The sequence below is a fragment of the Exiguobacterium sp. USCH10 genome (genome assembly GCF_037619445.1).
In the GTDB taxonomy this organism is placed as follows: Bacteria; Bacillota; Bacilli; order Exiguobacteriales; family Exiguobacteriaceae; genus Exiguobacterium; species Exiguobacterium aestuarii_A.
Window position 1 is genome coordinate 158,674 of the sequence record NZ_JAQPZO010000001.1, and the last position, 14,255, is coordinate 172,928.

The 14,255-nt window shown below is 47.3% G+C and carries 15 protein-coding genes; all 15 read right to left on the bottom strand.

Going from position 1 to position 14,255, the window contains the following annotated elements; translation table 11 throughout:
* Positions 1-18 precede the first annotated feature (18 nt).
* The 15 genes from PQI28_RS00835 to topA all read right to left on the bottom strand — a co-directional run bounded on the left by PQI28_RS00835 (position 19) and on the right by topA (position 14,227).
* Positions 19-588: a MotE family protein gene (locus PQI28_RS00835; protein WP_214745452.1), complete on the bottom strand. Its 570-nt coding sequence runs from the start codon at positions 586-588 to the stop codon at positions 19-21.
* A gap of 1 nt (position 589) precedes the next feature.
* A complete protein-coding gene (locus tag PQI28_RS00840) occupies positions 590-1,024 on the bottom strand; it encodes a flagellar FliJ family protein (protein WP_214745454.1) in 435 nt (144 codons plus the stop codon).
* Positions 1,021-2,340 carry a flagellar protein export ATPase FliI gene (gene fliI / locus PQI28_RS00845; RefSeq protein ID WP_339962338.1) on the bottom strand — a complete coding sequence of 440 codons (1,320 nt, stop codon included), beginning with the start codon at positions 2,338-2,340 and terminating at the stop codon, positions 1,021-1,023. The genes PQI28_RS00840 and fliI overlap by 4 nt, the downstream gene beginning before the upstream one ends.
* Positions 2,327-3,052: a FliH/SctL family protein gene (locus tag PQI28_RS00850; RefSeq protein WP_271304985.1), complete on the bottom strand. Its 726-nt coding sequence runs from the start codon at positions 3,050-3,052 to the stop codon at positions 2,327-2,329. Before PQI28_RS00850 ends, fliI begins: the two co-directional genes overlap by 14 nt.
* Positions 3,036-4,043, bottom strand: a complete 1,008-nt coding sequence (gene fliG / locus PQI28_RS00855) for a flagellar motor switch protein FliG (RefSeq protein WP_074034724.1) — start codon at positions 4,041-4,043, stop codon at positions 3,036-3,038. Before fliG ends, PQI28_RS00850 begins: the two co-directional genes overlap by 17 nt.
* Positions 4,044-4,048: 5 nt before the next feature.
* Positions 4,049-5,620: a flagellar basal-body MS-ring/collar protein FliF gene (gene fliF, locus PQI28_RS00860; RefSeq protein WP_224860669.1), complete on the bottom strand. Its 1,572-nt coding sequence runs from the start codon at positions 5,618-5,620 to the stop codon at positions 4,049-4,051.
* Between the two features lie 22 nt (positions 5,621-5,642).
* The gene (fliE, locus tag PQI28_RS00865; protein ID WP_214760359.1) at positions 5,643-5,924 is read right to left on the bottom strand and encodes a flagellar hook-basal body complex protein FliE; all 282 of its coding nucleotides are present in this window, start codon (positions 5,922-5,924) and stop codon (positions 5,643-5,645) included.
* Between the two features lie 13 nt (positions 5,925-5,937).
* On the bottom strand, positions 5,938-6,366 hold the full coding sequence (flgC, locus tag PQI28_RS00870; RefSeq protein ID WP_074034731.1) for a flagellar basal body rod protein FlgC: 429 nt from the start codon (positions 6,364-6,366) through the stop codon (positions 5,938-5,940).
* A 3-nt stretch (positions 6,367-6,369) separates the two neighbouring features.
* Positions 6,370-6,738 (bottom strand): flagellar basal body rod protein FlgB, encoded by a 369-nt coding sequence (flgB, locus tag PQI28_RS00875; RefSeq protein ID WP_214745459.1) that lies wholly within the window; start codon positions 6,736-6,738, stop codon positions 6,370-6,372.
* Between the two features lie 273 nt (positions 6,739-7,011).
* On the bottom strand, positions 7,012-7,791 hold the full coding sequence (gene codY, locus PQI28_RS00880) for a GTP-sensing pleiotropic transcriptional regulator CodY (RefSeq protein ID WP_214691812.1): 780 nt from the start codon (positions 7,789-7,791) through the stop codon (positions 7,012-7,014).
* A gap of 36 nt (positions 7,792-7,827) precedes the next feature.
* Entirely contained in the window at positions 7,828-9,198 is a 1,371-nt protein-coding gene (gene hslU, locus PQI28_RS00885) for an ATP-dependent protease ATPase subunit HslU (RefSeq protein ID WP_214745463.1), read from the bottom strand.
* Positions 9,195-9,743, bottom strand: coding sequence for an ATP-dependent protease subunit HslV (gene hslV / locus PQI28_RS00890; protein ID WP_074034743.1), 549 nt, complete (start codon positions 9,741-9,743; stop codon positions 9,195-9,197). Before hslV ends, hslU begins: the two co-directional genes overlap by 4 nt.
* A gap of 11 nt (positions 9,744-9,754) precedes the next feature.
* Positions 9,755-10,636, bottom strand: coding sequence for a tyrosine-type recombinase/integrase (locus PQI28_RS00895; protein ID WP_339962339.1), 882 nt, complete (start codon positions 10,634-10,636; stop codon positions 9,755-9,757).
* Between the two features lie 184 nt (positions 10,637-10,820).
* A complete protein-coding gene (trmFO, locus tag PQI28_RS00900; protein ID WP_339962340.1) occupies positions 10,821-12,131 on the bottom strand; it encodes an FADH(2)-oxidizing methylenetetrahydrofolate--tRNA-(uracil(54)-C(5))-methyltransferase TrmFO in 1,311 nt (436 codons plus the stop codon).
* Positions 12,131-14,227 (bottom strand): type I DNA topoisomerase, encoded by a 2,097-nt coding sequence (gene topA / locus PQI28_RS00905; RefSeq protein ID WP_214745468.1) that lies wholly within the window; start codon positions 14,225-14,227, stop codon positions 12,131-12,133. Before topA ends, trmFO begins: the two co-directional genes overlap by 1 nt.
* Between the last annotated feature and the right edge of the window lie 28 nt (positions 14,228-14,255).

The window sequence follows — 14,255 nt, forward strand, 5'->3', positions numbered from 1 at the left end:
GGTCCTCCCTTCTCATGTTCATTGGAGAAGCTGCGTCACAACCGCAGCCTGTTGTGCATTCATCCGCCCTAAAATATCCGCCTGTTGCTTTGGTGATAGTTCTTTCAACAGTTCGGCCACTTGGGGACTCTCTAGTTCTCCCATGATGGCCGCCGCCTGTTTGGCAGACATCTCTTCATACACACTGGAAATGTCAGATGAATTTTCCTCTTCCGTTGTGGCCGCTGCAAGTTCGGAGACGAGACGGTCACGTTCTCGAATTAAATCGGTGATCTCTTCTTGTCTCGCTTTCACTTCATTCGTCAGTTCCACATTTTCATTTCGCAGTTTTTCAATCTCACTATTTGCGGCTTTCAACCGGTTCGTGGCGTCACTGTCGATGCCTGTTACGTTCACTTTCGCCTCAGACGACTCAGGCGTTTCTGATGAGCTTTCTTCCTCGCTAACTGGTAGGAACGGTACAGATAGAAGTGGACGATCCATCGCATAGTTCATGACGACCATTCCGCCGACTAAAATGAAGATTGCCGGGATGAGGACTAACGCCACAATCATTTGTTTGCCTCGTTTATTGTTCTCTTTTGCCATGCTACTTCCCTTTCCCATGATGAATCACAGCGAGTTCGTCCATCATTAATTGCTCTGTGAGTTTTGCCGCTGTCATCTCTTGTAAACTGACCTTCTCATGTAGCGTCACATATTTCTTTTCTTCCACTACTTTCCCAAGCAGTCTTTCTTGCGATGCGTGATAACGATTGCGGGCTTGTTGGACGACGAGCTGTTGCGTTTCGATTTGACGTTTCACTTGCTCACGTGTTTTTTCTCGGTACTGAGACATGAGTAAATCAATATGCCCTTGCTGTTCATCTTGATGCTTAATCAATGACTCATACATGAGGAGAAGGTCATACAACGCTTCCATTTCCGTTTCAAGTTTCGCCTTGAAGCCTCTAACTTCTGAAGCCGCATCTTCCTTCTCATGTTCAGCAATTGGCATGATTCGTTCTAGAATGAGTCTGTTCATGATTCACCTCGCGCGATGTGTGACAAATGAGTCATCGTTTGTTGGAATGCGGCGTCTTCTTCAATCGATTGCTTTAAAAATGTCAATAAGTATGGATACTTCTCGATTGCGGTGTCAATCGCCGGATTCGACCCTTTTTTATATGCGCCGATGTTAATCAAGTCCTCGGCATCGATATATGTCGCCAGCCAACTTCGAAACGTTTGTGCCGCTTCACGATGTGATGGCGAGGCGATTTGGTTCATGACCCGACTGATTGACTTCAAGACATGGATGGCAGGAAACTGTCCACGGTTTGCAAGCGCGCGGTCCATGACAAAGTGTCCATCTAATATCCCACGCACCGCATCGGCAATCGGTTCGTTCATATCGTCACCATCGACGAGAACCGTATAAAATGCTGTAATCGATCCGGTCGCCGCCGTCCCGCTTCGCTCTAACAATTGCGGGAGCATCGCAAAAACAGACGGTGTATATCCTTTCGATGTCGGTGGTTCTCCCGTCGCGAGACCGATTTCTCGTTGAGCCATTGCAAAGCGTGTCACCGAATCCATCATAAGCACTACTTCTTTGCCTTGGTCACGAAAGTATTCGGCGATTGCGGTTGCGGTATAGGCTCCTTTCAATCGGACGAGCGGGGGTTGGTCGCTCGTCGCCACTATGACGACAGATCGGGCCATTCCTTCTGGACCGAGCTCTTTTTCAATGAACTCCTTTACTTCCCGACCACGTTCCCCAATCAAAGCAATTACATTAATATCTGCTGAAGAGCGTTTGGCAATCATGCCGAGTAACGTGGATTTACCCACCCCAGAACCGGCAAACAAACCGACACGTTGCCCTTTTCCTACAGTCAGGAGACCATCGATCATACGAACACCCGTCGACAACGTATCTAAAATCCGAGGACGATTCAACGGGTTTGGCGGTTTGCGTTGGACATCATACCGCTTACCTGTTACAAGTCTCTCACCTGACAAAGGTCGTCCTAGACCGTCGAGCACTTGTCCAATCAGTTCCTCACCGACCGGGACTTGGAGCATCTTCCCGGTCCCTTTCACTAAACAACCCGGTGCAATCTGTGTTGTTTCACCGTATGGCATGAGAAGGACGCGCTCTTCATTAAAGCCCACCACTTCCGCTTCGACCGACTCATTCGAAGGGAGCATGATGAAACATCGCTCCCCGACAAACGCACTCGGTCCATTTGACTCGATCATCAACCCTACGACCCGACAAACTCGCCCGATTTTGCGAGTGAACTCGCCATCTGTAGACTGTTTGATCGTATCGATGACCTGCTCAATAAGCGCCATCCGCTAAAACCTCCTCGATTTTGGCTTGGATTCGTTCAAAACTGTAGGATAAATCCATTTCACTTCCTCGATGTGGGGATTCAATGCGCACGGACGTTTCATCTAAAGAGCTGTCTCCCCGATATTTCAAAGGTGGTGTCTCATCATCACGCCACAACGATTCAAATCGCTGAATCGAAGCAAGACGTGTGGGATGAACGAAGATCGTTAACGCTTCCGCATCAATGAGTTGCGCCATCTGTTCTTGAATCATCGCCGCGAACAGCGCCTCATCTTTTCGAACAAGGTCCGTCGTCACTTGCGCACTTATTGCAATCGCAAGGTCAATGAGTTGTACTTCCGCCTGTTTCCATTTTTCTTGGAACAGTTGTTCGAGTTCAGTGGAGACCGAGTTCAGGCGTGTCGTGACGTCTTCAAATTCGGCATATCCATCTTGTCTTCCTTGGAGTAGACCCGCTTCATAACCTTCTAATCGAGCCTGTTCATACGCTTCTTGTTTGAATCTTTCGAGTTGCTCGATTTCTGTCTGTTGAAACTGTTGGAACGCTTCTGCATCCTGTCTTAATTTCTCATAACGCGACTCGATGACTTGATGATGGTCGATGCCATCAGTCGGGTCAGGAATGGATGTTTCCAATCGTTTTGATTCGATTCGCTGTGGAATATGCGATGTCGCGCGTTGACGTTTGATCACATTAGACAACGATGTCATCTCCTCCACCTCGACTGATCACGATCTCACCGACGTCTTCTAGGCGACGAATGATTCCGACGATTCGGCTCTGTGCTTCTTCGACGTCACGCAATCGAACAGGTCCCATAAATTCCATATCTTCTTTGAACGTTTCGACCATCCGTTGAGACATGTTCTTGAAGATGATTTGTTTCACTTCTTCTGACGACACTTTGAGCGCAAGCAACAAGTCGTCGTTCGCCACTTCGCGAATGATTCGTTGAATCGCGCGTGAATCGAGTGTGACGATGTCCTCGAAGACAAACATACGCTTCTTGATTTCTTCTGCGAGTTCAGGATCTTCGATCTCGAGAGCGTCAAGAATGGTACGTTCTGTCGTACGATCGACCCCATTCAACACTTCGACGACCGCCTCGATTCCACCCGACTGGGCATAATCTTGCATATCCGTCTGCGAGAGGTTCTTTTCAAGGATTTGTTCGACTTCATGAATGACATCCGGATTGAGTCGGTCCATCGTCGCAATCCGTTTCGCAACTTCTGATTGAATCTCAGGAGGAAGTTCCGATAAGATTTGCCCTGATTTGACCGGCTCCAAGTGAGCCAAAATTAGAGCGATCGTCTGTGGATGTTCGTTTTGAATAAAGTTCAGCAACTGTTTCGGGTCGGCCTTTCGAGCAAACTCGAACGGTCGAACTTGTAAAGTCGACGTCAACCGATGAATCAATGCCATCGCTTTCTCTTCGCCGACCGCTTTTTCAAGAACTGTTTTGGCAAAACCAATCCCACCCTGGGTAATGTAGCTCTGAGCCATCGCAAGTTCGTGGAACTCACCGAGAATGCTCTCTTTTTCTTCTGGAGACACCTTTTTGAGCGCTGAGATTTGAAGCGTCAACTGTTCCATCTCTTCTTCCGAAAGATGTTTATAAACATTCGCTGCCACTTCTGGACCTAATGAGATCATGAGCATTGCTGCTTTTTCTCGATTCGATTGTTTGGCATAGTTCACGTTACTCACTCCTCAGACATCCAAGTACGAAGTAGTTTAGCAAACTCTTCTGGATTACTTTCAGCTAATTTTTCTAACTGTTTCTTCTTCACAGCCCCTTCGCCTCGTTCCTCGAGGTCTAGGTCAGGTACTTCATCTTCGTATGGAACTTCCCACTCGTTCGTCTCTTCCACCACTTCTTGTTTGCGTCTACGCATTGCGAAGAAGATTAAAGCAAGCAAGACGACTGCTCCGGCTGCTGAAGCGTACATCCACCATGGTGTAGGCTGTTCTGTCGTTGCCACCTCTTCTGCCTCAGCGAACGGTCTCGAAACAACGACTACTTTTTGTTCAAGCTCCGCATCTGTGATGGCTTCATCCGTTTTCGCTAGTGATGTTCGAATGATGGAATACATCATCGTCTCCAGGTCACCTTCAAGCTGTGGGTCAATACTCGTCGCACCGTCTGGTGGTTCTACAATTAATTGCACCCCAAGGTCGCGGATGGTGTACGGTGCATTTTGAATCTGTTTCGTAATGCGATTCACTTCATAGTTGATGATTTCATGATTTTTTTCACTTTCTTCTGTGCTGTCACCTGTAGCAGCAGGGAAGTTGATCGTGTCATTCTCACCGGTCCCAGTCGCTTCTGTCGCCGTTCCCGTACCGCCCGTATACGCCTCTGCAATTCGTTCAGCCGACGTCACGATACCTTCCATGTTTTCTTCATTGACTGGCGTAACAAGGTTTTGTTCTTCGGCCGTCTGAGTCGTATCAATATCTGCTGTGACAGAGACAAGAACGCTTCGTTCACCAAGAAGAACAGATAACATCTGCTGAATTTGTTGACGGACGTCTTTTTCAACTTGACGTTTCAGTGCCAACGGATCAGTGGAAGAGCCACCAGCCACAACGGTTTGATCAAGGTCATAATACGTAAAGTATTGGTCCATGATTGAGATGTTCTCAGGTTTTAAGTTCGGGACACTTTTACTGATCAAATGGTAAAGACCTTTGACCGTGTTTGGTTCTAGATTCGTTCCTGCTCCGATATTTAACACGATCGAGGCTGTCGGCTCACCTTGGTCTTCCGCTAAAAAGACTGACTTCTCAGGAAGCGAGATGATGACTTTCGCTTGGTTGATTCCTTCGATTTGAGTAATGAGCCGCTCGAGTTCCGTCTGCATCGCACTTCGTTCAATGACCGCCATTTCTCGGTCTGTTGTTCCGAAACCAGCATTTTCACTGAAGAAACTATAGTCAATCGACCCGGATTTTGGAATCCCGGCCGCGGCAAGGCTCACTTTCAATTGGTCGACCATTTCATTTGGCACATATACACTGACCCCGTTCGAAGTCGCTTTAATTTCCGACTTCACACCGTCCGCTGTCAGTTTCTCTGTCACTTCCCCCGCTTCTTGTGCGGATAAGTTCGTGTACAAAGGTGCCATATTTGGTCGTGCAAGGAAGAAAGTGAGTAAGAGTGCCGCGATTAAAATGACCGCGATGGAAATACCCCAAACGAGTTTTCGCTTCTTTGGCATCGATTTCAGCCCATCGGTCATTGATTTGAATCGTTCTTTTAATTGTTCATTCATCGCAACTTGTCATCCTCTACAATTAAACTTGCATTCGCATCATTTCTTGATAGGCTTCAACAGCCTTGTTCCTCACCTCGATGGCAAGTTGCATCGCAATCGACGACTCTTCACTTTGGATCATAACTTGATGAAGGTCAGCTTTCCCGACAGCTAAATCTTGACGGGCTTGACTCGTTGCTTGTTGTGTCTCGTTCAACGCATTCATCGCTTCATTCAAATATGACCCAAATTGAGATGGGTTCGTTTTGTTCATTGATGGCGTGATCTCTGGGCTCATCAATTGAATCGGATTAATTTGCATCTTTCGTCACTCCTTATCCTTTTCCAATCTCCATCGCTTTGACGAGCATCGCTTTTGATGCGTTCATCGCGGCAATATTTGCTTCGTAAGAGCGGGTCGCACCCATAAGGTCGACCATTTCTTTGAGTAGATCAACGTTCGGCATTTGAACATACCCCCGCTCGTCTGCATCAGGATGACTCGGATTGTAGGCAAGCTTATACGGCGCATCGTCTTCAATGATTTGAGCTACCTGGACCCCACCATTGACGGCGTTTAACTGTTTACGGAAAGGTGCTTCCTGTAACACCGTCATCTTTCTCGTATACGGTTGCCACTCCCCATCGACAAGTTTCCCTCGAGTCGTCTGGGCGTTGGCGATGTTCGCCGATACGGTATCCATTCTTAAACGTTGAGACGTTAAGGCAGTAGCTGAAATATGAAAACTATCAAACATTCCCATCGATTAACGACCTCCTCGAATAACAGTTTTCAATCCACCTAGCCTACGATTTAATTGCTCCATCATCGCCTCATACTGGAGTTGATTACGTGCCAATTCACTCATCTCATAATCTAAGTCGACGTTGTTGCCGTCACTTCGCATCGCCCCACCTGCCCGATCGACGACAGTAGATTGCATCGAATCACTCGGGCGCCCACCTTGGAGCTTCAGTCGCATTTCACTTTGGAGCGTCTGTTCAAATACGGCTTGCTTCGCTTTAAAGTTTGGCGTATCGATATTCGAAAGATTATGACTAATCACTTTTTGATTGAGGACTGCATGATTGACGGCTTGCTTGAGTAATTGATAGTCACTACCAATCCAATTCACGGCGTTCACTCGCTTTCATATACTCATTACTGATATATACCTGATTTGGAAATTCTACTATTTCATTGAAACAAATCTGTAACAGTTCTGAAAGATATTTTTTAAAACATAGGTAAATGGCTTCGCATCTTTTTGTCGAATTAACGACAAATTCTGAAAATGATTACTTTTGCACTAAAAAAAACCGCTTCTTCAATGAAGAAAGCGGTTTTTTAGGAACAAAGTCCCTTTTTATAGTGTTTTCAATGGAAAATACACATCTAAAGTTGTGTTTCAGTTTGATTTCAGTTTTTGCAATTCAAACAAGAAGTTATCATTTAATATCTTGATATACGTTCCCTTCATTCCTAATGAACGTGATTCAATGACACCTGCACTTTCTAGTTTCCGAAGTGCGTTCACGATAACAGAACGTGTGATTCCCACACGGTCGGCAATTTTGGAAGCAACTAACAACCCTTCGTTTCCGCCGAGCTCTTCGAAAATGTGTTCAATCGCTTCAAGCTCTGAATACGACAATGAATTGATTGCCATTTGAACGACAGCTTTTTTACGGGCTGACGTTTCTGCTTCTGCCGCCTTCTCACGAAGGATCTCCATGCCAACGACCGTCGCACTATATTCTGCGAGGACGAGGTCATCTTCTGTGAACTCGTTAGCCAATCGACCTAACACGAGCGTCCCAAGACGCTCACCACCACCGATGATTGGGACAATCGTCGTCTTTGAGTTGAGGAACAAATCGTGGTTCTCTACAGGGAACGCTGTATACTCGCTGTCAATATCGATGTTCGCTGTCGTTTCTTTCACATTGAACAAGTTTGATGCATATGGTTCTGGGAACTGTCGGTCAACGAGAAATGCCTTCATGCGGTCATTCTCAATCTGTTGTTTGATCGCAAAGCCAAGTAGGCGACCACGACGGCTCACGATAAACGTATTGGATTCAAGCACTTCACGCATTTTATCCGCCATTTCTTTAAAATCAACGTGCGCACTCGCTTCTTGTTGAAGCATCGTGTTTAATTGGCGAGTTTTGTCTAGTAAATTCATAATGTCTATTTCCTCCCTGTATGTGCATACAGAATCTTATAAAATATATTGGCTGAGGTCTCGGTCATCCGCGATCGACCCAACTTTAGCTTGTACATAAGCGGGAGTGATTTCCACGCTTGTTTGCGGCATATCTGCCGCCTCAAATGAAAGATCTTCTAACACGCGTTCCATAATAGTATAAAGGCGACGCGCGCCGATGTCATCGGTCTCACGATTGACATGTGTCGCAATTTTTGCGATTTCTTCAATCGCTTCATGCGTGAATCGAACCGTGATTTCTTCCGATTCCAATAATGCGGTATATTGTTTGATTAACGCCTGAGATGGTTCTGTCAAGATTTTGACGAAGTCCTCTTCCGTCAAGCTGTTCAATTCGACACGAATCGGGAAGCGACCTTGCAACTCAGGAATCAAATCAGACGGTTTGGCCATATGGAACGCTCCAGCTGCAATAAAGAGAACATGATCGGTTTTGACCGGTCCGTACTTCGTGACGACCGTTGACCCTTCGACAATCGGAAGGATATCGCGCTGCACGCCTTCACGAGAGACACCAGCATGGTCTTGCGACTTCGTTGCAATCTTATCGATTTCATCAACGAAGATGATGCCCATCTGTTCACTACGTTGCACCGCTTCATCATGTACTTCGTTCAAATCCAGAAGATTTTCAGCTTCTTCCGCAATGAGAAGCGGTCTCGCTTCACGGACGGTCAACTTCCGTTGCTTCCGTTTCTTCGGAACGATTTGTCCGAGCATATCTTGAAGGTTCGATAACCCTTCCATTCCTTGCCCTTGGAACAAATCCATCGTTTGCTTTTCTTCTAGTTCAACTTCGATGACTCGGTCTTCTAGTTCTCCGAGCTCGAGAAGACGGCGAAGCTGTGCCCGGTCATTCTTTGACGTATCCGTTGTCGATTCAGGCTGTTGTGTCTGCCCACCGAACAACGCCTCGAACGGGTTTGATGCACTTGGTGTCGCTTTCGCTTTCCCTTGTAAGGCATCTAGCAATCGTTCTGTCGCTGCTCGCTCTGCCGGCTCCTTCACGTCTTCTTTCTTCTCTTCTTTCACGAGACGAACGGATGCTTCGACGAGATCTCGTACCATCGACTCGACGTCACGACCGACGTAACCGACTTCCGTAAATTTCGTCGCTTCCACTTTGACGAACGGCGCCCCGACCAACTTCGCTAAACGACGTGCGATTTCGGTTTTCCCGACCCCAGTCGGTCCGATCATCAAAATGTTTTTCGGTGTGACTTCATCACGAAGGTCTGCACTTAATTTCTGACGACGATAACGATTACGCAATGCAATCGATACAGCTCGTTTGGCGTCCTTCTGACCGATTACGAACTTGTCCAGTTCCGATACGATTTGTCTTGGTGTCAACTCTCGATTCATTCAGCATCGCCTCCGATCGTTTCTACAATGACTTGATCATTCGTATACACGCAAAGCTCACCGGCAATCTCGAGAGCGGCTCGTGCGATTTCTTCCGCTGACTTCTCAGCGGAATGGCGGACGAGTGCACGCCCTGCTGCGAGTGCATAATTACCACCCGAACCGATTGCAAGGATCCCGTCATCCGGCTCAATCACTTCTCCATTCCCAGAGACGAGCAGTAAATGGTCAGCATCCATCACAATCAATAGCGCCTCGAGTTGCCGCAAGATTTTATCCCCGCGCCACTCTTTGGCAAGCTCGACCGCGGCACGCGGTAAGTTACCGTTATACATTTCAAGTTTCGATTCAAACTTTTCAAACAATGTGAAAGCATCGGCTACACTGCCTGCAAAACCGGCAACGACTTTCCCGCCGTATAAGCGTCTGACTTTCTTCGCTTTGTTTTTCATGATGACGGCATTCCCGAATGTGACTTGGCCATCTCCACTCATCGCGCATTGGCCATTGTGTCGAACTGCAAAAATCGTTGTTGCATGAAACATATCGTAACCTCCTACTTTCTTGGATGTGTCGCTTGATAAATCGAACGTAATCGTTCAGTCGATACGTGGGTATAGCGTCCGGTCGTCGACAAGGACTCGTGACCGAGCAACTCTTGGACAGCGCGCAAATCCGCTCCCCGCTCCAATAGGTCCGTTGCAAAGCTATGTCGCAACGAGTGCGGGGTCAACGGCTTATGTACCCCACTGTCTTTTCTCAAACGCTTCATGACATACCGAATTTGGTCTGTTGTCATCCGATTCCCTTTTTGACTCAAAAATAATGCGCTTTCCGTCGGGAGTCCGACGTCTTTCCGTGTTTCTACATAGCGCTTCAATGCTTGTACGGCATATTGACCGATTGGAACGTACCGTTCTTTCTTTCCTTTCCCCATCACATGGACGAAAGATAAGACATCGTCAAAGGAAGACAGGTTCATCCCACAAAGCTCTGCGACGCGAATGCCCGTTCCGTACAACACCTCAACGATGGCGACGTCTCTCGCCTGTAAATAAGGGTCGTCTTGCATAGAAGCCGCCTCTAACAACCGTTCGACTTCGGACGGGACGGCGAACGTCGGCAAGGTCTGTCGCTTTTTCGGTGAAGTCAGGTCGTGGAACAAGGGCTCTCCCCCATGCTCTCTCGCCATATATTTCCCGAACTGTTTGAGGCAAGATACTTTCTGGGACACTGTAGACGCGGCCAATTGTTTCTCATAAAGGACATATAAATAACGCCGCGCCGTCTGTGCATCATAGGGATCTTGATGCGTCGATTGGCAATATGCGGCGTACTGGTCGAGCGTTTGCTCGTAGGAGCGTTTCGTATGAGGAGACAGTCGACGTTCAATTTGGCAGTAGCGTAAAAATGATTGTCGATCCTCTAAGAATCCCATTTTATCGCCTCCTCGATGACACGTAAAAACGCATGTTCTCGTCAAATCGAAATTAGCATAGCATACAGAATGTATGGTGACAATAGATAGTCGTTCAATAATCTGAAAATTTTCAAAGTATGAAACAAAATACACAATTGAAACTTTATTTCAAAACAAAAGAGCCAAAAACTGGCTCTCCTGTTCAAAGGTCCTTAAATTGTTGAATCGTTTCTAAAGCACGGTTGGCGTAACGCTCGTACCGTTCTTGTTTTTTCATTTTCTTCGGAGCGTCCTCTAAAGATGGGACCAATCCAAAGTTCGCATTCATCGGCTGGAAGTGCTTCCCGTCTGCCGTCGTGATGTAGTGCGCCATCGAACCGAGCATCGTTTCACGTGGTAAGACGACGAGCTCTTCTCCTGCGATCATCTTCGCTGCATTGATTCCCGCCAACAATCCTGACGCTGCTGACTCCACGTATCCTTCTACACCCGTCATCTGACCAGCAAAGAATAATGTGTCACGCGTGCGCGCCTGATACGTCGGTTTCAACAAGCTCGGCGAATTGATGAACGTGTTACGATGCATGACACCGTATCGAACGATATCTGCATTTTCAAGTCCAGGGATGAGGCGGATGATACGCTTCTGTTCGCCCCACTTCAAATGCGTCTGGAAGCCGACCAAGTTATAAAGCGTTCCTGCCGAGTTGTCCTGACGAAGTTGAACGACCGCATACGGACGTTTGCCCGTCTTCGGATCTTCTAGACCGACCGGCTTCATCGGTCCGAAGAGAAGTGTCTTCTTCCCACGCTGGGCCATGACTTCAAACGGCATACAACCTTCGAAGTAAATCTCTTTTTCGAACTCTTTTAATGGAACGACTTCCGCCTTGATCAATTCCTCGTAAAAGACGTCAAACTCTTCTTCTGTCATCGGACAGTTCAAGTAAGCGGCTTCACCTTTATCATAGCGCGACTTCAAATACACTTTATCGCGATCGATCGTATCGCCATCTAGGATTGGAGCGGCTGCATCGTAGAAGTAAAGATAATCTTCCCCTGTGAACGCTTTGAGCGATGCCGATAAATCCGGAGACGTCAATGGCCCTGTCGCGACGATGACGATCCCTTCAGGAATTTCTTTTAATTCCTCGGTATGCACCGTGACGTTTTCATGGTTCTTCAACTTCTCAGTGATGAATCCAGCAAACTCATGACGGTCAACAGCAAGGGCGCCACCAGCTGGGACGCTTGCCGTGTCTGCCGCTTTCAAGATGAGTGAGTCAAGTGTACGCATCTCTTCTTTCAAGACGCCGACCGCGTTTTGAAGGCCGTTCGCCCGAAGCGAGTTCGAACAAACGAGCTCCGCGAATTGATCCGTGTGGTGCGCCGGTGTTTGACGGACCGGTCTCATTTCATACAAATCTACTTGAATGCCGCGCTTGGCGAGTTGCCAAGCCGCTTCGGAACCGGCCAAACCGGCTCCGATTACAGTTACACGTTGTTGCAACATTAATCCTCCTCTTGCTGATGTACCTCGGTATGGGTACATTTCGTACATTGATATTTCACGCCGTCTTTAATTTTCTTCTCGACCATCAAACTGTCGCATACTGGGCACGGTTTCGCAACCGGTTTATCCCATGAGACGAACTCACATTCTGGATAGTTCGAGCAGCCATAGAAGAGGCGACCTTTTTTACTACGACGTTCCACGATTTGTCCGTCCTTACAGTCTGGGCAAGGGACACCAATCTCAACTTGAACTGGTTTCGTGTTCGTACAGTTCGGGAAATTCGAGCAAGCCATAAACTTACCGTATCGACCCATCTTGATGACCATCGGTGAACCACAAACTTCACAATCGATTCCCGCAGGCTCATCTTTCACTTCAATCTTTTCGATTTCTTCTTCGGCACGCTTCAAGCGTTTCTCAAATGAACGATAGATTGGGGCGACGACTTCTGTCCACTCCACTTCTTTATGCTCAATCGAGTCAAGGAGCGTTTCCATATCGGCCGTGAACTGGACGGTGATGAAGTCATTGAAATATTCATCAATCATTTCAATGACGAGTTCCCCGAGCTCTGTCGGAAGGAACTTCTTCTCTTCTAAGACGACATAACCACGACGCTGAATCGTGTCGAGTGTCGGCGCATACGTTGACGGGCGACCGATACCGAGCTCTTCCATCGCGCGGACGAGTCGTGCTTCCGTGTAACGCGGCGGTGGTTGCGTGAAGTGTTGCTTCGGCTCAATCGCTTCAAAGCTGACCGTATCTTCGACTTCAAGAGGTGGTAGTAAGCCTTCTTTCTCTTGGTTCGTGTCCTCGATATCATCATCTTTCGATTCGATATACACTTTCATGAAACCTGGGAATTTGACGGTCGAACCATTCGCACGGAAAATCATCCCGTTCGACTCTACATCGATCTTGACGGTATCGAGTACAGCTGGTGCCATTTGGCTCGCAATCAAACGTTCCCAAATCAATTTATAAAGGCGTAACTGGTCACGAGACAAATAAGGTTTTAAAGAAGCAGGGTCGCGGAGTGCCGAAGTCGGTCGAATCGCTTCGTGCGCATCTTGTGCGTTGGCCGCTTTCTTTTCCTTTTGCTTCTGTGAGGCGACGTATTCTTCACCGAATGTCGATTCGATGTATTCTTTCGCCTCTCCCTTCGCCAAGTCCGAGATTCGTGTCGAGTCTGTACGCATATACGTAATCAAACCGACCGTTCCCTCTTTCTTACCGAGGTCGATTCCTTCATATAATTGTTGGGCGAGCATCATCGTCTTTTTCGCACGGAAATTCAATTTACGTGCCGCATCTTGTTGCAACGAACTTGTCGTGAACGGCAACGAAGCGTTGCGTTTACGTTCTTTCTTCGTCACATCGATGACTTTGAATTCGTCGTTGATGGCATCCAGGACGGCTTGAGCGTCTTCTTCCGACTTCAATTCCATCTTTTTCCCATCTTTTCCGTAAAATGAAGTCTCGAACGTTTCCCCGTCATGATTTAAGTCGAGCTTGATCGTCCAATATTCTTCTGGGTCGAACGCGTTGATCTCGCGTTCACGGTCGATGATCATCTTCACGGCAACCGACTGAACTCGTCCGGCAGATAGTCCTTTTTTGACTTTCTTCCATAATAATGGACTCATCCCGTATCCGACGAGACGGTCTAAAATCCGTCGCGCTTGTTGCGCATCGACGAGGTCGTGATTGATTTTACGTGGATGTTTAAATGATTCTTTGATTGCATCTTTTGTGATCTCGTTAAAGACGACGCGACATTCAGTCGTTTCATCTACGCCGAGTGCGCGAGCCAAATGCCAGGCAATCGCTTCCCCTTCTCTGTCGGGGTCGGCTGCGAGAAAGATTTTTGTGGCTTTTTTCGCCGCTGTCTTCAATTCTTTCAATACGGGTCCTTTACCACGGATGGTAATATACTTCGGTTCAAAGTCGTGTTCGACGTCTACACCGAGTTGACTCTTCGGTAAATCGATAACGTGTCCCATCGAAGCTTTGACCATATAATTCGGACCTAAATAACGTTTAATTGTTTTTGCTTTCGCAGGTGACTCAACGATCACCAAATATTTTGCCATACATCTGCTCCCCTTTTAGAGGTCATTT

What these genes read in the sequence shown, in the direction of transcription:
- PQI28_RS00835 (WP_214745452.1), bottom strand. Translation starts at nt 588, where the DNA reads ATGGCAAAAGAGAACAATAAACGAGGCAAACAAATGATTGTGGCGTTA.
- PQI28_RS00840 (WP_214745454.1), bottom strand. Translation starts at nt 1,024, where the DNA reads ATGAACAGACTCATTCTAGAACGAATCATGCCAATTGCTGAACATGAG.
- fliI (WP_339962338.1), bottom strand. Translation starts at nt 2,340, where the DNA reads ATGGCGCTTATTGAGCAGGTCATCGATACGATCAAACAGTCTACAGAT.
- PQI28_RS00850 (WP_271304985.1), bottom strand. Translation starts at nt 3,052, where the DNA reads ATGACATCGTTGTCTAATGTGATCAAACGTCAACGCGCGACATCGCAT.
- fliF (WP_224860669.1), bottom strand. Translation starts at nt 5,620, where the DNA reads ATGAATGAACAATTAAAAGAACGATTCAAATCAATGACCGATGGGCTG.
- fliE (WP_214760359.1), bottom strand. Translation starts at nt 5,924, where the DNA reads ATGCAAATTAATCCGATTCAATTGATGAGCCCAGAGATCACGCCATCA.
- flgC (WP_074034731.1), bottom strand. Translation starts at nt 6,366, where the DNA reads ATGGGAATGTTTGATAGTTTTCATATTTCAGCTACTGCCTTAACGTCT.
- codY (WP_214691812.1), bottom strand. Translation starts at nt 7,791, where the DNA reads ATGAATTTACTAGACAAAACTCGCCAATTAAACACGATGCTTCAACAA.
- hslU (WP_214745463.1), bottom strand. Translation starts at nt 9,198, where the DNA reads ATGAATCGAGAGTTGACACCAAGACAAATCGTATCGGAACTGGACAAG.
- hslV (WP_074034743.1), bottom strand. Translation starts at nt 9,743, where the DNA reads ATGTTTCATGCAACAACGATTTTTGCAGTTCGACACAATGGCCAATGC.
- PQI28_RS00895 (WP_339962339.1), bottom strand. Translation starts at nt 10,636, where the DNA reads ATGGGATTCTTAGAGGATCGACAATCATTTTTACGCTACTGCCAAATT.
- trmFO (WP_339962340.1), bottom strand. Translation starts at nt 12,131, where the DNA reads ATGTTGCAACAACGTGTAACTGTAATCGGAGCCGGTTTGGCCGGTTCC.
- topA (WP_214745468.1), bottom strand. Translation starts at nt 14,227, where the DNA reads ATGGCAAAATATTTGGTGATCGTTGAGTCACCTGCGAAAGCAAAAACA.